The organism is Pseudonocardia sp. (assembly GCF_050250275.1).
Classification (GTDB): Bacteria; Actinomycetota; Actinomycetes; order Mycobacteriales; family Pseudonocardiaceae; genus Pseudonocardia.
On record NZ_JBFWOY010000001.1, the window covers coordinates 306,197 to 321,596 of the forward strand.

The window sequence follows — 15,400 nt, forward strand, 5'->3', positions numbered from 1 at the left end:
AACCGACGAGACGGCGTGTGCCCGCAACGCCGCCCGAGCTCCGGCGAGGCACCGCGATGAGTGCGCCGACGGTAGGCCAGGCCCCGCCCCTCGGGTCGACCGTCCGGGTGCTGCTGCGGCACACCATGGAGGTCTACTCCGACAGCCCCCAGGCCCTCGGCTGGCTGCGCCACCACCTCGAACGGTTCGACGAACCGCTGCGCGTCGCCATCGCCGGGAAGGTCAAGGCCGGCAAGTCCACACTGCTCAACGCCCTCGTTGGCGAGGAGATCGCCCCCACCGACGCCGGGGAGTGCACCCGCGTCGTCACCTGGTACCAGGACGGGCACGTCCCCAAGGTCCTGATGTACCCCAAGGCCGCCCAGCCCAGGCCGCTGACGATCCACCGCAACCGCGGCGCCCTCGCCTTCGACCTGCAGGGCACCCCCACCGACCAGGTCGACCGGCTCGTCGTCGACTGGCCCTCGCAGAACCTGCGCAGCCAGACCCTCATCGACACCCCCGGCATCGCCTCGCTGTCCAACGACACCTCGATGCGTGCCGGCGCCTTCCTCACCCCCGACGACGCACCCACCCCCGCCGACGCCGTCATCTACCTGATGCGCCACCTGCACGCCACCGACGTGCGGTTCCTCGAGTCCTTCTACGACCAGGGCGTCGCGAAGGCCACCCCCGTCAACACCATCGCCGTGCTGTCGCGGGCCGACGAGATCGGCGTCGGTCGCCTCGACGCCCTCACCTCCGCCCGCCGCATCGCCCGCCGCTACCGCTCCGACGAGAAGATCCGCGGCCTCTGCCAGACCGTCGTCGCCGTCGCAGGGCTCCTCGCCCAGACCGGCCGCACCATGCGCCAGGACGAGTTCGCCGCGCTCGTCGCCCTCGCCGAGCTGCCCCGCGCCGACATGGACAGCCTCTTGCTGTCGGTGGACCGCTTCGTCCGCGGCGAGGGCGTCGAGCTCGCCCAGCCCGACACCGACGCCCGCGCCCGCCTCATCGAACGCTTCGGCCTGTTCGGCGTCCGGCTCGGCGTCACCCTCGTCCGGCAGGGCATCAACGACCCCACCCGCGTCGCCGAGGAACTCGTCCGCCGCAGCGGCCTCGAAGACCTCCGGTCCGTCCTGTCGACGCAGTTCACCGAGCGCCGTGACCTGCTGAAGTCACGCTCGGCGCTGCTCGCCGTCGAGATGGTGCTGCAGCGTGAACCCCGCCCCGCCGCCGCCGCGCTCGCCGCCGAGGTGGAGAAGATCCTTGCGGGGGCGCACGAGTTCGTCGAGCTGCGGATGCTCTCCGCCCTGCGCGCCGGCGCCGTCAAACTCCCCACCGACGCCATCGAGGAAGCCGAGCGCCTCCTCGGCGGCGAGGGCGGCTCCGCCGCCGCAAGGCTCGGCCTCGACCCGAGCATCCACCCCGAGGACCTCCGCCGCGCCGCCCTCGAAGCCGCCACGCGCTGGAAGCGCCGCGCCGAGAGCCCCCTCTCCAGCCGCAACACCGCCGACGCCGCCCGCATCGTCGTCCGCAGCTGCGAAGGAATGCTCGCGAGCCTCCACCGCTACTGACAACTGGCAGTTGCGCTCACAGATTTGCGGATGCCAGCAGCGTTCGCGTGAGGTCGATAATCCGCTCGCACGGCCCAGCCGATGCCTTCCCCGCGGGCGACGCGAGCAATCGGACCTGCGTGTAGGCGACACCTCGGGCGGGCAGCTCGGTGAACAAGAGACAAGTCGTACCCGACGTCGCCAGACCTGACGACGCCCGAACAGCGCGCCTCCCGTCTACGCCGATCCAGGCGGCATCGTCGTACTTGGCCGCGATGTCGTCGACTCGGTAAGAACCCGGGAAAAACCCGAACACCAGTGAGAACTCGCGATCGGTCGAGAACCAGTGGCACGAATTGGCGCCGGAAACAGGAACGTCCGACTGCGAAATTCCCGCGTCGAGTCGGAGCGACCGGCGCATTCCGTCGTCCACCAGAGAGCATGGGTCGATGGAGCCGAGGGCCGCCGAACTCGTCGGTGGCAAAGCTTCACGGCCTCCAGGTCCGCCCGCTGCACCGCATGCCGTCAGCGTCATCAGGAAACACAACGCCGCAGATGCGGCGAGGCCGCGGATCATCTGCGGTCCCCGAACACAGCTCGGATCTCGGCCTCGGCGTATCCATAGCTCCGGGCAGATTCTTGGAGAGCGTCGGCCTGGCGCCGCAGATCTTCGATGTAGCCCTGATAGGCCTTCATCAACAGTTGGGCCCGTTCCGTAAAGGCTGCCGCCGCGTCCTGGGACACGGGATCGCCACCACAGAGTCCCGCCTCGACCCCGAGCACAGGGCTGAGGGCCAGATCCAGTCGGTCGGCCTCCGCGAGCAGCACGGCACCCACCTTGAGCACGTTCTCGCGGTTGACGCTCATCCCCGCCGCGGAGGCGTTGATGCCGGCCCTGAGCCCGTCGATGTCCACGTCCACGGCGGCACAGTAGATCGACAACGGACCCGAGCGGGCCGATTTCGAACGAATGCGCCCAACCGCGCTCGCGTCAGCGAGTCCCCGAAGCGAGCGGGCCGTCCTGATCGCCGCGCAAGGCCTGCCATGTTGATACGCCGCACCCGTGATCGCTGGTCGTGGCGGCGGGGCGAAGAAGGTGTCGCTCAGGGACCAGGCCTGATGATCATGCCCACCCGGGTCGGCTGTCGCACGAGTGCCGGACCAGGCGCCCCGGTCGAGTGGAGGTCCGGTGATCATCGTGGCGGGGACATCGGCGTCACCGGTGGCGCGCATGTCCCGCACTTGATGCTCACTCGCTATAGCGGTGGGAGCGGCCGGGGCCGTCGCGCGGCGGGGGCACGGAACCCGAGCACAGCCGTGCGCCGACCACCGCGCCAGGTCGGCCCCACCACCGCGCGCAACCTCATGGTCGTCAACCAGCCAGCCGGCACAGCGGTGAGGTTGCGCGCGGAGTGGAGGTCAGGTGTCGGGGCCCACGATCTGGCGGAGGTGGGCGAAGAGTTCGCCGCGGGAGTTGGCGCCGAGGCGTTGGCGCATGCGGGCGACGTGGTGTTCCACGGTCTTGGCGCTGATGAAGAGGCGTTCGCCGACCTGCTTGTAGGTCAGCCCCTCCACCACCAGTTTCGCCACCTCGCGTTCGCGGTCGCTGAGGGGGCCGTCGCCGAGGTCGTCGGGTTCGGGGGCGGCCGGGGCGTCGGGGCGGGGGGCGGGAGCGGCGTTGGGGGTGCCGACGGGACCGCCGGCCTGCATGGCGCGGGCCGCGCCGAGCAGCGCGGTCATCGCCTTGCGGTCGCGGGTGCGGATGGCGGCCTGACCGGCGAGTTTGCCGCCCTCCCACGACAGGCCGACGGCGTGGAGGCCGCGGGCGGCGGCTTCGACGGCGTCGGCGTCGACCTCGGCGTCCATGAGGTCGACCCAGTGGGGTGCGGCGTCGGCCATGGCGGTGGCGTAGCGGCTGACGGGGGCGGCGGCGCGGAGGGCGTCGGCGTGGGCGGTGGCGGCGGCGCGGTCGTCGGCGACGATCGCGGCGTGCAGCTGGGACCAGTGCAGGGGGGCGGACCAGAGCGCGGGGCGGCCGAGCAGGTCGAGGAGGGTGGCGGCCTCGTCGAGGTGGGGGCGGACCCAGCTGGTCTCACGCAGCCGGGCGGCGGCGATGGCGAGTTCGCCGAGAGGTTGGAGGACGAAGAGGTCGACGGGGTGGCGGACGATCGCTTCGCGGGCGCGGCCCCAGGCCGGCATGAGGGCTGCGAGGTCGCCGGCGCGGCGGGCGATGGAGACCTCGAGGGCGGCGGCGAGGAGTTCGTCGCGGGGTTCGAGGCGGGCGTCGATGGGTGAGGCCATGGCCAGCAGGGACCGGGCGGTTGGGACGGCGCCGCGGAAGACGGCGATCCAGGCGAGCAGGAGCTGGTGGCGGGCGACGGCGGCGGGGCCGCCGAGCTCGACGTCGACGGCGCGGTCGAGGACGGACTGGGCGACGTCGAGCTCGCCGCAGTGGATGGCGACGAGGGCGGCGAGGGCGGCGGGGGTGTCGGGGAGCAGGGCGGCCCGGTTGGAGGCCTCGAGGAGTGAGGCGGAGCGGGCGAGCTGGGAGAGGGCGCGGGTGGGGGAGCCGGCCACGGAGTCGAGCACGCCGGCGGCCATGAGCTGTTCGGCGGAGGCGAGCAGGGTGGGTGGGCGTCCGACGGCCGCGGCGGGCGAGGGCCCGCCGAAGAGGGGCGGCGGCGCGAGGATCGAGGGCGGGGGCGGGGGCGGGGGCGGGACCGCGGGAGCGGGGGATGCGGGGGCGGCCGGTTCGGAGAGCAGCGCACGGGCTTCTTCCAGTGCGCCGGTCCCGATCAGTGCGGGCACGGCCAGCGGCCCGGTCTCGGCGGATCCGCCGACGGCGCTCATCCACCGGTAGAGCTCGGCGCTGCGGGCGAGGAGCCCGCGGTGGGCGAGGACGGCGGCGGCGGCGGTGCCGGCGACGACGGCGTCCTCGATGTCGACGGCGTCGACGTGGGAGAGGACCTGGTCGGCCTGGGCGAGTGCGAGGTCGAGGTCACCGGCGCGGACGGCGGCTTCGGCGCGGCGGGCGGCGAGGCGCAGGCCGGGGGCGCCGGCGGTGACGGCGGCCGCGTAGAGGGGTCCGGCGACGGGGTCACCGGTGCGGGCGGCCTCGTCGGCGCCGGCGACGAAGACCTCGGCGGCGCGTGCGCCGGTGGCGCCGGTGTCGAGGAGCCCGCGGGCGGCGGTGAGGACGGAGCCGCCGCGGTCGAGCTCGATCTCGGCGAGGGTGCGCCGGACCTCGAGGCGGCGGGCGCCGGGGACGCGTTGCCGGATGGCGTGGGCGACGAGCGGGGGGAGGGCGCCGTCGGCGGTGAGGTGTCCGGCGGAGCGGGCTTCCTCGACGAGCTCGTCGACCTCGTCGATGCCGCCGCCGGCGGCGTCGGCGAGTCCGAGGAGGGGGACGAGGACCTCGGCGTCGCGGGGGGCGCCGAGGGCGAGGGCGACGAGGAGCTCGCGGACGCGTCGTTCCATGCCGTAGACGGCGTAGCCGAGCTGGTGGACGAGGTTCTGCGGGGGCCGGGCCGGGATACCGCCGGGGTGGGCGAGGCGGCCGCGGTCGGCGGGGCCGATCTGGTCGAGGATGCCGGTGAGGTGGCGGTCGACGAGGTCGGGCAGGCCTGCGGTCTGTGCGAGGACGTGGTCGACGAGGGGGACGGGTGGGCGTTCGCGCAGGATGCGGGCGGCGCGGGCGGCGACGCCGGGCCGGTCGAGGGCGCCGAGGACGAGCAGGGTGCCGCCGCCTGCGACGGCGCCGCCGAGGGCGGCGAGCTCGGGGCCGGTGGGCCAGGGACGGTGGGCGACGACGATGCGGTGGCTGCGGGCGGCGGCGACGTCGCGGAGGCGGCGCAGCTCGGCGGCCGGGAGGAGGTGGACGTCGTCGAGGACGAGGACGGCGTCGTCGGGGACGTCGGCGGGCAGCGTGCGCAGGACGGTCGCGCCGGCGGTGCGGTAGGCGTCGGTGATGAGGTCGAGCAGGACGGTCTTGCCGTGTCCGGCGGGGGCGACGACGTCGATGCGGCGTGGGGCGGCGGGGGCGGCGACGATCTCGCGGTAGAGCCGGCGGGCGGCCGTGGCGCCGGCGAGGGCGGCGTCCGGTTCGGGCCGGGACGGCTCGGGGCCCGCCCCCGGTCCCGTCGACCGGGCCGTCACGCTCACCTCGTCCTCCCCCGTCCGCGGCGCCCGCCCGTTCAGGAGGGCCCGCGACCAACGAGAGTAGCGGGGGCCCCAGTCGTGCCCGGGGTCACTCGCTCTTGAAGTCGCCCGGGCGGGTGAGGTGCGCGGCCAACGGACCCGCCCGCGTGCCGGACCGGCCCCGTCCACCGGAACGAACGGCCCTGTCGCGCAATCGAGTTGCCTCACTGTGGCGTTCGTGCGACACGAGGCGGGTCAGCGCGGTGGGTCAGCGCGGTGGGCCGGTGGGGTCGACGGAGACGTCGGCGGGTGCGCCGCCGGTGCCGAGGAGGCGTTGCCAGTCGGGCCGGTCGACGACGTCGGGGACGCTCTCGGCACCGCGGCGGGCGGCGAGGGTCTCGACGGCCTTGGCGGCGTCGCTGTCCTCGCTGCTGCGGACGGTGCGGGCGAGCACGGGCCAGGTCTCGCCGCCGATCATGCCGACGTCCTCGGCGCCCGTGGCGTCCTGGTAGCGCAGGACGGCGTCGGAGGTGGTGGCGTCGTAGTGGCCGTTGGGGACGACTTCGGTGAGTCCGTTGTCGCGCAGCAGGTACTGGGCTGCGGTGACGGCGGGGCCGGTGTCGCCGGGGCGCAGCAGGGGCCAGCTGGCCTTGTGGGTGGCGCCGCCCTCGATGTTGCGGCCGAGGAGGCCGGCGACCTCGCCGCGGAGGCGGGGGAGCATTGCGTAGAGGGCGTCGCCGGGGCAGGCGGTGTTCTTGAAGTCGCGGTGGCCGTAGAGCTCGGTGGGGGCGATCCCGTACTGGGTGCAGATGTAGGCGCAGGTGGCGCGGAGGCTGTCCCAGAGCGCGCCGGTGGGCACGGTGTCGATGTAGGTGCCTTCGTTCTCGATGCCGACGGCGACGATGTTCTGCCCGGTGCAGTGCGCTCCTTCGACCTGGCGGGTGCCGCCGCGCAGGATCTCGAGGCTGCGGTGGCGTCCTTCCATGACGAAGCCGCCGCGGCTGATGGTGAAGTGCTGGCCGGTGTCGAGCCAGCCGCGGCTGTCCATGTGGAAGTTCTGGATGCTGCGGGCGAGGGCGAAGCCGGCGCCCTCGCCGAGGTCGCCGCCGTTGGGCGTCGCGGTGTGGTGGACGAGGATCTTGACGGGTCGCCGGTTCCAGATGGGGACGATGTCGCTGTTGGGGCGGGCTCCCCAGCCGGCGCAGTCGGTGATGTGTGGTGAGTCGGCGGCGAGGGCGGTCCCGGCGCCGACGGTGGAGCCGAGGACGGCCGTCCCGGCGAGGGCGAGGCCCCCGGCGAGGAAACCACGGCGCGTCATCCGGTACCGGTCCACGCTCACTCCTTCGCTCGACCCGGTGACCACGTGAGTCACATGCACACCATGAGCACCATTCAGCACACACGCAGCGTGCACAACGGCGGGACCCGAAGGTGTGAGGCGATCTCGACGGGAGGCGATGGTTGCCGTCGGTTACCCGTCGGTAATATCCTTGGAGTTACCGGTGAGTAGGTCGTTGACGATGACGGCCGCCGGACGAGCGGGAACGGCGGTGACCTGGGGATGGGCCACTACAGGAGCAACCTGCGCGACCTCGAGTTCAACCTGTTCGAGGTGTTCCGGGTCCAGGACGCGCTGGCGGCGGACTCCGAGGTCGACCTCGACACGATCCGCGGCGTCCTCTCCGAGCTGGAGAGCGTCGCGACGGGACCACTGGCCGAGTCGTTCGCCGACGCCGACCGCAACCCGCCCGTCTTCGACCCGGCGACGCACACCGTGGCGCTGCCCCAGTCGCTGAAGGACTCCTACAAGGTGCTGTGGGACGGCGAATGGTGGCGCCTGTCGCTGCCCACCGAGCTGGGCGGCTACGGCATCCCGCCGAGCGTCCAGTGGGCCGCCGCCGAGCTGATCCTGGGCTCCAACCCGGCCGCGTTCATGTACATGGCGGGCCCCAACTTCGCCTCCGTCGTGCACCGCAACGGCACCGACGAGCAGAAGCACTGGGCCGAGCTGATGATCGAGCGTGGCTGGGGCGCCACGATGGTGCTCACCGAGCCCGACGCGGGATCCGACGTCGGTGCCGGCCGCACCAAGGCCGTCCAGCAGGCCGACGGCACCTGGCACATCGACGGCGTGAAGCGGTTCATCACCTCCGCCGAGCAGGACATGACCGAGAACATCATGCACCTGGTCCTGGCCCGCCCCGAGGGCGCGAAGGCCGGCACCAAGGGGCTGTCGCTGTTCCTCGTCCCCAAGTTCCACTTCGACTCGCAGACCGGCGAGCCGGGCGAGCGCAACGGCGCCTTCGTGACCGGCGTCGAGCACAAGATGGGCCTCAAGGCCTCGACGACGTGCGAGCTCACCTTCGGCCAGCACGGCACCCCGGCGGTCGGCTGGCTGCTCGGCGAGGTGCACGACGGCATCGCGCAGATGTTCCAGGTCATCGAGTACGCCCGCATGATGGTCGGCACCAAGGCGATCGGCACGCTGTCGGCCGGCTACCTCGCCGCACTGGAGTACGCCAAGGAGCGTGTCCAGGGCGCCGACATGACGGCGATGACGGACAAGTCCGCGCCGCGCGTCACCATCACCCACCACCCCGACGTCCGCCGCATCCTCATGCTGCAGAAGGCGTACGCGGAGGGCCTGCGCGCCCTGTACACCTACACGGCGACCTACCAGGACCGCATCCGTGCAGGTGGCGACACCGCGGTCGCGGAGAAGGTCAACGACCTGCTGCTGCCCGTCGTCAAGGGCGTCGGCTCCGAGCGGGCCAGCGAGATGCTCCTGCTGTCGTTGCAGACCCTCGGCGGGTCCGGCTACCTGCAGGACTACCCGATCGAGCAGTACATCCGCGACGCCAAGATCGACTCGCTGTACGAGGGCACGACGGCGATCCAGTCGCTCGACTTCGTGTTCCGCAAGATCGTGCGCGACAACGGCCAGGCCTTGATGCACGTCGCCGGGGAGATCCAGACGTTCCTCGCCGCCGACTCCGGCAACGGCAGGCTCAAGGAGGAGCGCGAGCTGCTCACCCGCGCCCTCGGCGACGTCCAGGGCATGCTCGGCGCGCTCACCGCCCAGCTGCAGGGCGCGGCGCAGGACCCCGCGAACGTCTACAAGGTCGGCCAGCACTCGGTGCGGTTCCTGATGGCCGTCGGCGACCTGCTCGTCGCGTGGCTGCTGCTGCGCCAGGCCACCGTGGCGCTCGACAAGCTCGGCGGCGACGTCCCGGCCAAGGACCAGGCGTTCTACGAGGGCAAGGTCGGCGCCGCGCACTTCTTCGCCAAGACGGTGCTGCCGCGGCTCACGGCCGATCGCAAGATCGTCGAGAACACCGACAACGCCCTGATGGAACTCCCCGAGGCCGCGTTCTGACGTGCCTGTAACGGGCCCGGCGCACCGCCGGGCCCGTCGTCACGTCCTCGGCTACGAGGCGATGTAGGACTGCAGCTGTTCGCGCTCCTCCTCGAGGGAGTCGATGCGCGCCTTGACCATGTCCCCGATACTCACGATGCCGACGAGCACGCCGTCGGCCGTCACCGGAAGGTGGCGGATCCGGCGCTCGGTCATGACCCGCGACAGCTCCAGCGCGCTGTCGTCGGGCGATGCGGTGACGACGTCGCTCGTCATGATCTCGACGACCGGCATGGTGACCAGCCCCGGTCCCCGCTCGTGCAACCGGCGCACGACGTCGCGCTCCGACACGATCCCGACGAGCCGATCCCCGTCCATCACGGGCAGCGCCCCGTAGTTGCCGGCGGTCAGCATGGCGATGACGTCACCGACCGACGCGTCGGTCCCGATCGTGGCGACGGCAGAACCCTTGTTGCGCAGTACGTCCGATATTCGCATCGGCGATCCCCGATCCTCGGTGACGGCACTGTCACTGTGAGGGTACGAATGTGACGGCCGTCTCGAAAGACGAAGCACCCGACCGGCGGTCGGCGTCAACCCCCGCAGACGACGATCGGCGACGGGTTGTAGCGCACCGTGCGCCGCTCCGTACGCACCTCGCCGGTCTGCACGTTGCGCAGCGTCCGGGTGTCGGTGGCGGTGAAGCCGGGGGCACCGCTGCTGGCCGAACACGGCTGTCCGGCCGGGATCGTCACCGGGCTCGGCGAGGTCTCGTTGGTCCGCGGCCCCGTCGTCGACGTCACCTCGTAGCGCTTGGTGCCGTAGATCTTCACGGTCAGGCTGGACGGGGTCCAGAACGTCTTGATCAGGACACCCGTCGGGCCGTCGTTGCGGAACTTGAGGTCGATGACGTTGTCGAACACCGTCGCCTCACGGGCCACCGGATAGCGGCTGATGTAGAAGCTGTGCTCCTTGTGCGCGACGTCGACCATGCCGGCGAAGTACGCCGCGTTGTACAGGGTCGTCGCCACCTGGGAGACGCCGCCACCGATACCGCGCGCCGGGTGCCCGTCCTCGATGATCCCGGCCTCGACGTAGCCGTTGGCCGCGTTGCGCGGGTTCGTCTTCGCGTTCAGTGAGAACGTCTCGCCCGGCTTCACGATGGTGCCGTCGATCTGCTCGGCCGCGCGGCGGATGTTGCGGCCCGAGTCGGCCGCGAACCCACCGGTCGTGAACGTGCTGATCTCGCCGGCGATACCCAGCTTCTCGATGTCCTCGGTGGTCACCTTGGCCGGCTTGTCGCCGTAGACGGCCGCCACCTGGCGCGGCGCCGGCGCCGTGAGCACCGGCATCATCGTGGTGAGCGTGGCCGGGTAGTCGATGCCGCGGCCGTCCTGCGAGGGGACGACGACCGGTGTCGGCCCGCTGACGTCGAGCGTCGCGTCGCGACCCGGCTTCTCCGTCTTCGCCAGCTGCGGCGACAGCGCGTCGGACACGACCTCGGGGTTGAGCTCCGGGACGAGCCGCGGGTTCACCGCGGCGTCGGCGCGGAACGTGAGCGCCTTGGCGATCTCGGCCGGGTCGAGGGTGCCCTGCGCGCCCTCCCCGGTGACGGTGATCGGCGCCGAGACCGCGGGCCGCGCGATGGAGTCGACGGCCTGGCGGACGTCATCGGCCGTCGTGACCGGCTTCATCGTGACCAGCGGCAGCTCGACGGGCTGCCCGGTCGCCCACTTCGTCGAGACGAGCGGGACCGCGGCCGGGACGTCGAGCCGGTGGCCGTCCTCGGGCATCACCGGGACCGGCTCCAGCCCGTCGAAGCGGACCGACGCCTCGGTCGCCTCGTCGTCGACCAGCGGGCCCATGCCCTCCAGCGCCGCGGCGACCGCGCGTTCGTCGGCCGTGCTGACGACGTCGAAGTCCTTGTCGACGAAGAACGACTGCACCCGGGTGATCGGGTTGAGCGGCTGCGCACCCGCCCGCTCGATGGTCGCCCCCCAGTCGACGCCCAGCTTCGCGGTGTCCGCGTCGATCTCGGTGCGGACGTCGCCCGCGGTCACGACGATCGGCTGCGTCGAACGGGGGTCGATGGTCGCGCGCAGCGACGCCTCGGCCTCCTCGCGCGACATCCCGCCGACGGCCTGCCCGGCGACCGACACACCGCGAGGCATGTCGCCCATACCCAGCAGGAGGTCGACGACGTAGAGCACCGCGAGCAGGCCGACGACCGCGGCCGCGACGAGCAACGGCTTGCGCCGGCGGCGGCCCGTCGCGCCTGCCTCGGGGGCGTCGGGGCCGTCCGGCCCGTCGCCGCCGGAGTCGGCATCGGGGCCGACGGGCCGCGTCGCGGCGGCACCCGGGCCCGCGGGGGCGGTGGCACCCTCGCCCGCGGCGCCTGCGGTGCCACCCGCCCGCATTGTCGTGGTCGGGCCGGCGTCGGTGGGCCGGCCGGCGGCTGCGGCTGCGCCGAGCACGGCGGTGGCCCCGGCCGCGGCAGCGGCAGCGGCAGCGGCAGCGGCAGCGGCAGCGGCGGGAGCCTTGGTGAGGGTCGTGGGCGCCTCGGCCTGGTCGGGACGACGCACAGCCTCGCGCCGCGGCGTCTCGGCGGCGATCGCGGGGATGACCTCCGTGGGCCGCTCGACCGGTTGCTCGGTGCGGCGCGCCGGGATGCGGACGGTCGCCGGGTCGACGGCGGCGGCCTGGCGCGAACGGGGCTCGTCGGGGGTGGCGGGCTTCGCCGGGCGGACGGCCGGCAGCACCGCGGTCGTCTCGGTGTCGCGCGCAGGGTCGAACCAGCCGTGCTGACGGTCACCGGGAGCCCCGGGGGCGGGGGCCTGCGCAGCGGGCGCCTCCGCGGGTTCCGGGCGAGCGGGCTCCGGCCGGGCAGCCTCCGGACGAGCAGGTTCCGGACGAGCGGCGTCCGGGCGGGCAGGTTCGCGGGCCTCGGCAGGCTCGCGGGTGCCGGCAGGCTCACGGACCTCGGCCGCCGTGGCGGCGGACGTCGGCTCGACGGCCGGCTCGGGAGCCGCGGGCTCCGCCGGGACGTCGGTCCGCGCGGGAGCGGGGACCTCAGGAGCGGCAGGGGCGGCCTCTCGGGAGGCGGCAGCGGGCTCGTCGGTGCCGGCCGCAGCAGAGCCGGCACTCGCGGCCGCAGGAGGAGCAGTCGGGACGGCGCCCGGGGCGACAGGCGCCGGGCCGGCAGGCAGCGCCACGTCCGGCCGGGCGACGTCGGGCGTGCCCTCGACCGCCGGCTCGACGGCGGCGGACCCGGGGCCGACGCCAGCATCGGCAGCCGATTCTGTGTGCGACCTGTCGGCACCGGCCCACGCGGCGGCCGACTCCGAGCGCTCCGCACCGACCTCGGCGTCGGGCACGGCAGGCTTCGCCGCGGCGCTGTTCTCCTCCACGGGCGCGGCGCTGTTCTCGGCCGCGGGGGTGTCGCCCGCGGGGACGGCGGCCGCGGGAGTGTCGGCCGCGGGGACGGGCGTCGCGGGCGAATCGTCTGCAGGGACGGACGACGCGGGGGTGTCGGCCACCGGGGCCGCGGCTGCGTCAGTGGGCGTGGCCGTGTGTTCGGACCCGTCGCCGGCGGCTGCGTCAGCGGCCACGCTCTCCGGAGCCGGAGCCGGAGCCGGGGGCTCGGGCGCCGCAGGCGGCTGCGCGGGCCCGGGCAGCATCGACACCACGGTCGACCCGACTGCGGGCGACGCCGGGACGGCGAAGAGGTCGTCCCCGGACAGCGACGACGTCGGTCGTTCGGCACCGGTACCCGTGACGGCCGTGCCGGACTGCGCGACGTCGTCGGCAGCCGGCGATCCGGCCGCCCCCGCGGCGTTCTCGTGACCCTCGTCGACCCCGGGCTCGCGCTCGGTCATGACGTCCGACTTCCCCTCTTCACCGCCACCCCGGCGGGGCCGGGGACATCCACTACTCCACCCCCGCGGGCGGGGGTCGTCCGGTTACAGCAGGCCGGCGCTCAGGGCCGGGTCGTCACAGATAGAGCCCGGTTCCGTGCTCGGCACGCTCGGCGGCGACGGCATGCAGGTCGCGTTCGCGCAGGATCAGGTACGTCGAACCCTGCACCTCGACCTCGTACTGTTCGTCGGGGTTGAGCAGGACGTGGTCGCCCACCTTGACCGAGCGGGCGTTCTGCCCCACCCCGAACACCTCGCCCCAGACGAGCCGTTTGGCGACCTGGGCCGTGGCGGGGATGACGATGCCCGCGGAGCTCCGCCGCTCGCCGGAGCCCTCGAGGATGCGGACCAGCACCCGATCGTGGAGCATCTGGATCTCGAGGCGTGGGTCCGGCACCGGGCAGATGCTACGGGTCACGCTGTGTGGCCACCGTCCGGGATCCGGCGTCGGCGACCTTCCGGGCGATGTGCGTGCCGAGGACGTCGCGCCGACGTGTTCCGCCCCCTGGCCCGGCGCGGGTGGACCCGTCGACGCGGCCGATCGGGCTCCGGCGCCCGCCCCCGCTCGTGCCTGCTGTCGCGCGGGCACGCCGCCTCGCTGTTCGCGGGGCGCGGCGTGGCTTCTCCGGTCGATGCGCGCCCGGCGCGACCGGACGCCGATCCGCCGTCCCGGCGAGCGGGGCGCCCACCGCGCCGCCCCGGACACGCGCACGTTCCCGGTCGATCCGCGGGGTCCTCGGTCGCCGACCGGCCCTCGGACGATGTCGACCGACCACGCACGACGCGCGACCGCGGGACCGGCGCATCCGCGCCCCGGGCATCACACACCGGCTCCGGTCGACCCGCGGTGACCCCGGCCCCCGGCACGACCCCCGGACGACGCGACGGCTCGCCCCCGGCCGCCACGTCCCACGGTCCGTTCCCGGACGGCGGGGCAGGACACGGGCAGGCGCGTCCCCGCCCCACGCGTCCTCGCCTGCAGGACGTGTGTCGACGGGCGAACCTGAGAAATGAGAACCCCGCGGGGCTGCCAGGTCGGGGGTCCGACAGCACCACGGGGCTGTACAGGGAGTCGGTTCGACGGGCCCCGGTGTTACACCGCTCCGGCGGAGATCAGCGAATCACTCGTACGGAGCAGTGGGCTCTCAGGTTTGGGTCAGCAGATAGCGGCCGAAATGCGGGACGGTGAAGGCGATCTGGCCGCGCTGGGCGGAGAAGACGAGCCCCTTCTTGAGGAGGCTGTCGCGGGCGGGGGAGAGCGAGGAGGCGCGCCGGGAGAGGTGCTCGGCGATCCCGGATGTGACGACGGGTTCGTCGCGGCCGTCGGACAGTTCGGCCATCGCGCGGAGGTACTCGCGTTCGGCGGGGGTGGCGCGTTCGAAGCGGGAGCCGAAGAAGCCGACGGCGAGCTCGGCCTCGGCCTCGGGTGCGGCGACGGTGACGTCGCGGCCGCTGATCGGGTTGGTGGGCGCGGCGTCCCAGGCGGCCTTGCCGTAGGCCTGGATGAAGTAGGGGTAGCCGCCGGAGCGTTCGTAGAGCGAGTCGAGGGCGTCGCCGTCGAAGGCGGCGTCCTCGCGGCGGGCGGGCGCGAGGAGGGCGGTGTCGGCGTCGGCGCGGTGGAGGCGGCCGATGCGGCTGTAGGTGAAGAGGCGCTCGGAGTACGACTTGGACGCGGACAGGACGGCGGGCAGGTGCGGCAGTCCGGCGCCGACGACGACGAGCGGGGCCCGGGACTGGGACAGTTCGTGGCAGGCGGCGCAGAGGGCGGAGACGTCGTCGGGTCGCAGGTCCTGCATCTCGTCGATGAACAGCGCGACGCCGGTGCCGACGTCGGCGGCGAGCTCGGCGACCTCGGTGAACAGTTCGACGAGGTCGATCTCGATGTCGCCGGAGTCGGCGCGGCCGTTCTTGACGGGGACGTCGATGCCGGGCTGCCAGCGTTCGCGGAGCTTGGCCCCGTCGGGGGAGGCGCGCAGGGCGAAGGCCTTGAGGACGCCGAGGACCTCGTCGACGCGTTCGGGGTTGCGGTGGCGCACGGCGAGGTCGCGGATGGCGCGGTGCAGGGCGGCGGAGAGGGGTCGGCGGAGGTCGGCGTCGGGGCGGGCCTCGATCTTGCCGGCGCCCCAGCCGGCGCGGACGGCCATGGAGCGGAGTTCGCCGAGGAGGACGGTCTTGCCGACGCCGCGGAGTCCGGTGAGGACGAGGCTGCGTTCGGGGCGGCCGCGGGCGACGCGTTCCAGGACGATCTCGAAGGCGTCCACCTCCTTGTCGCGACCGGCGAGCTCGGGCGGTCGTTGGCCGGCTCCGGGTGCGAAGGGGTTGCGGACGGGGTCCATGGATCGGACGGTATCCGGGCGTCTTGGCCGGACCCTAGATTTCGCTATCGAACGCGATCGCGTGTCGTCGATCGACTCGTCTACGCGTTTCTAGTCTCTGCCGGAGAGAGCCCGATACGGGGC

10 protein-coding genes are annotated in these 15,400 nt (G+C 73.4%); 2 read left to right on the forward strand and 8 right to left on the reverse strand.

Translation table 11 applies throughout. From position 1 onward, the window contains the following. Window positions 1–56: 56 nt before the first annotated feature. The gene (locus AB7F12_RS01505) at window positions 57–1,556 is read left to right on the forward strand and encodes a dynamin family protein (protein WP_428497122.1); all 1,500 of its coding nucleotides are present in this window, start codon (window positions 57–59) and stop codon (window positions 1,554–1,556) included. A gap of 16 nt (window positions 1,557–1,572) precedes the next feature. Here the strand turns inward: AB7F12_RS01505 and AB7F12_RS01510 are convergent, their stop codons facing one another. The 4 genes from AB7F12_RS01510 to AB7F12_RS01525 all read right to left on the reverse strand — a co-directional run bounded on the left by AB7F12_RS01510 (window position 1,573) and on the right by AB7F12_RS01525 (window position 7,005). After that, window positions 1,573–2,112 carry a DUF3558 family protein gene (locus tag AB7F12_RS01510; protein WP_428497123.1) on the reverse strand — a complete coding sequence of 180 codons (540 nt, stop codon included), beginning with the start codon at window positions 2,110–2,112 and terminating at the stop codon, window positions 1,573–1,575. Further along, a complete protein-coding gene (locus tag AB7F12_RS01515; protein WP_428497124.1) occupies window positions 2,109–2,456 on the reverse strand; it encodes a PE domain-containing protein in 348 nt (115 codons plus the stop codon). Before AB7F12_RS01515 ends, AB7F12_RS01510 begins: the two co-directional genes overlap by 4 nt. Before the next feature lie 498 nt (window positions 2,457–2,954). Beyond that, a complete protein-coding gene (locus AB7F12_RS01520) occupies window positions 2,955–5,696 on the reverse strand; it encodes a LuxR C-terminal-related transcriptional regulator (protein ID WP_428497125.1) in 2,742 nt (913 codons plus the stop codon). 244 nt (window positions 5,697–5,940) lie between these two features. Beyond that, the gene (locus AB7F12_RS01525) at window positions 5,941–7,005 is read right to left on the reverse strand and encodes an N-acetylmuramoyl-L-alanine amidase (RefSeq protein WP_428497126.1); all 1,065 of its coding nucleotides are present in this window, start codon (window positions 7,003–7,005) and stop codon (window positions 5,941–5,943) included. Window positions 7,006–7,233: 228 nt separating this feature from the next. On the opposite strand from AB7F12_RS01525, the gene AB7F12_RS01530 reads away from it, so the two are divergent. Beyond that, entirely contained in the window at window positions 7,234–9,048 is a 1,815-nt protein-coding gene (locus AB7F12_RS01530; protein ID WP_428497127.1) for an acyl-CoA dehydrogenase, read from the forward strand. Window positions 9,049–9,099: 51 nt separating this feature from the next. Here the strand turns inward: AB7F12_RS01530 and AB7F12_RS01535 are convergent, their stop codons facing one another. From AB7F12_RS01535 to AB7F12_RS01550, 4 genes are all read right to left on the reverse strand, one after another. After that, window positions 9,100–9,525 carry a CBS domain-containing protein gene (locus AB7F12_RS01535; protein ID WP_428497128.1) on the reverse strand — a complete coding sequence of 142 codons (426 nt, stop codon included), beginning with the start codon at window positions 9,523–9,525 and terminating at the stop codon, window positions 9,100–9,102. A 95-nt stretch (window positions 9,526–9,620) separates the two neighbouring features. Further along, window positions 9,621–12,902, reverse strand: coding sequence for a VanW family protein (locus tag AB7F12_RS01540; protein WP_428497129.1), 3,282 nt, complete (start codon window positions 12,900–12,902; stop codon window positions 9,621–9,623). Between the two features lie 115 nt (window positions 12,903–13,017). After that, window positions 13,018–13,338 carry a GroES family chaperonin gene (locus tag AB7F12_RS01545; protein WP_428497130.1) on the reverse strand — a complete coding sequence of 107 codons (321 nt, stop codon included), beginning with the start codon at window positions 13,336–13,338 and terminating at the stop codon, window positions 13,018–13,020. A 748-nt stretch (window positions 13,339–14,086) separates the two neighbouring features. Beyond that, window positions 14,087–15,277, reverse strand: a complete 1,191-nt coding sequence (locus tag AB7F12_RS01550; RefSeq protein ID WP_428497131.1) for an AAA family ATPase — start codon at window positions 15,275–15,277, stop codon at window positions 14,087–14,089. Between the last annotated feature and the right edge of the window lie 123 nt (window positions 15,278–15,400).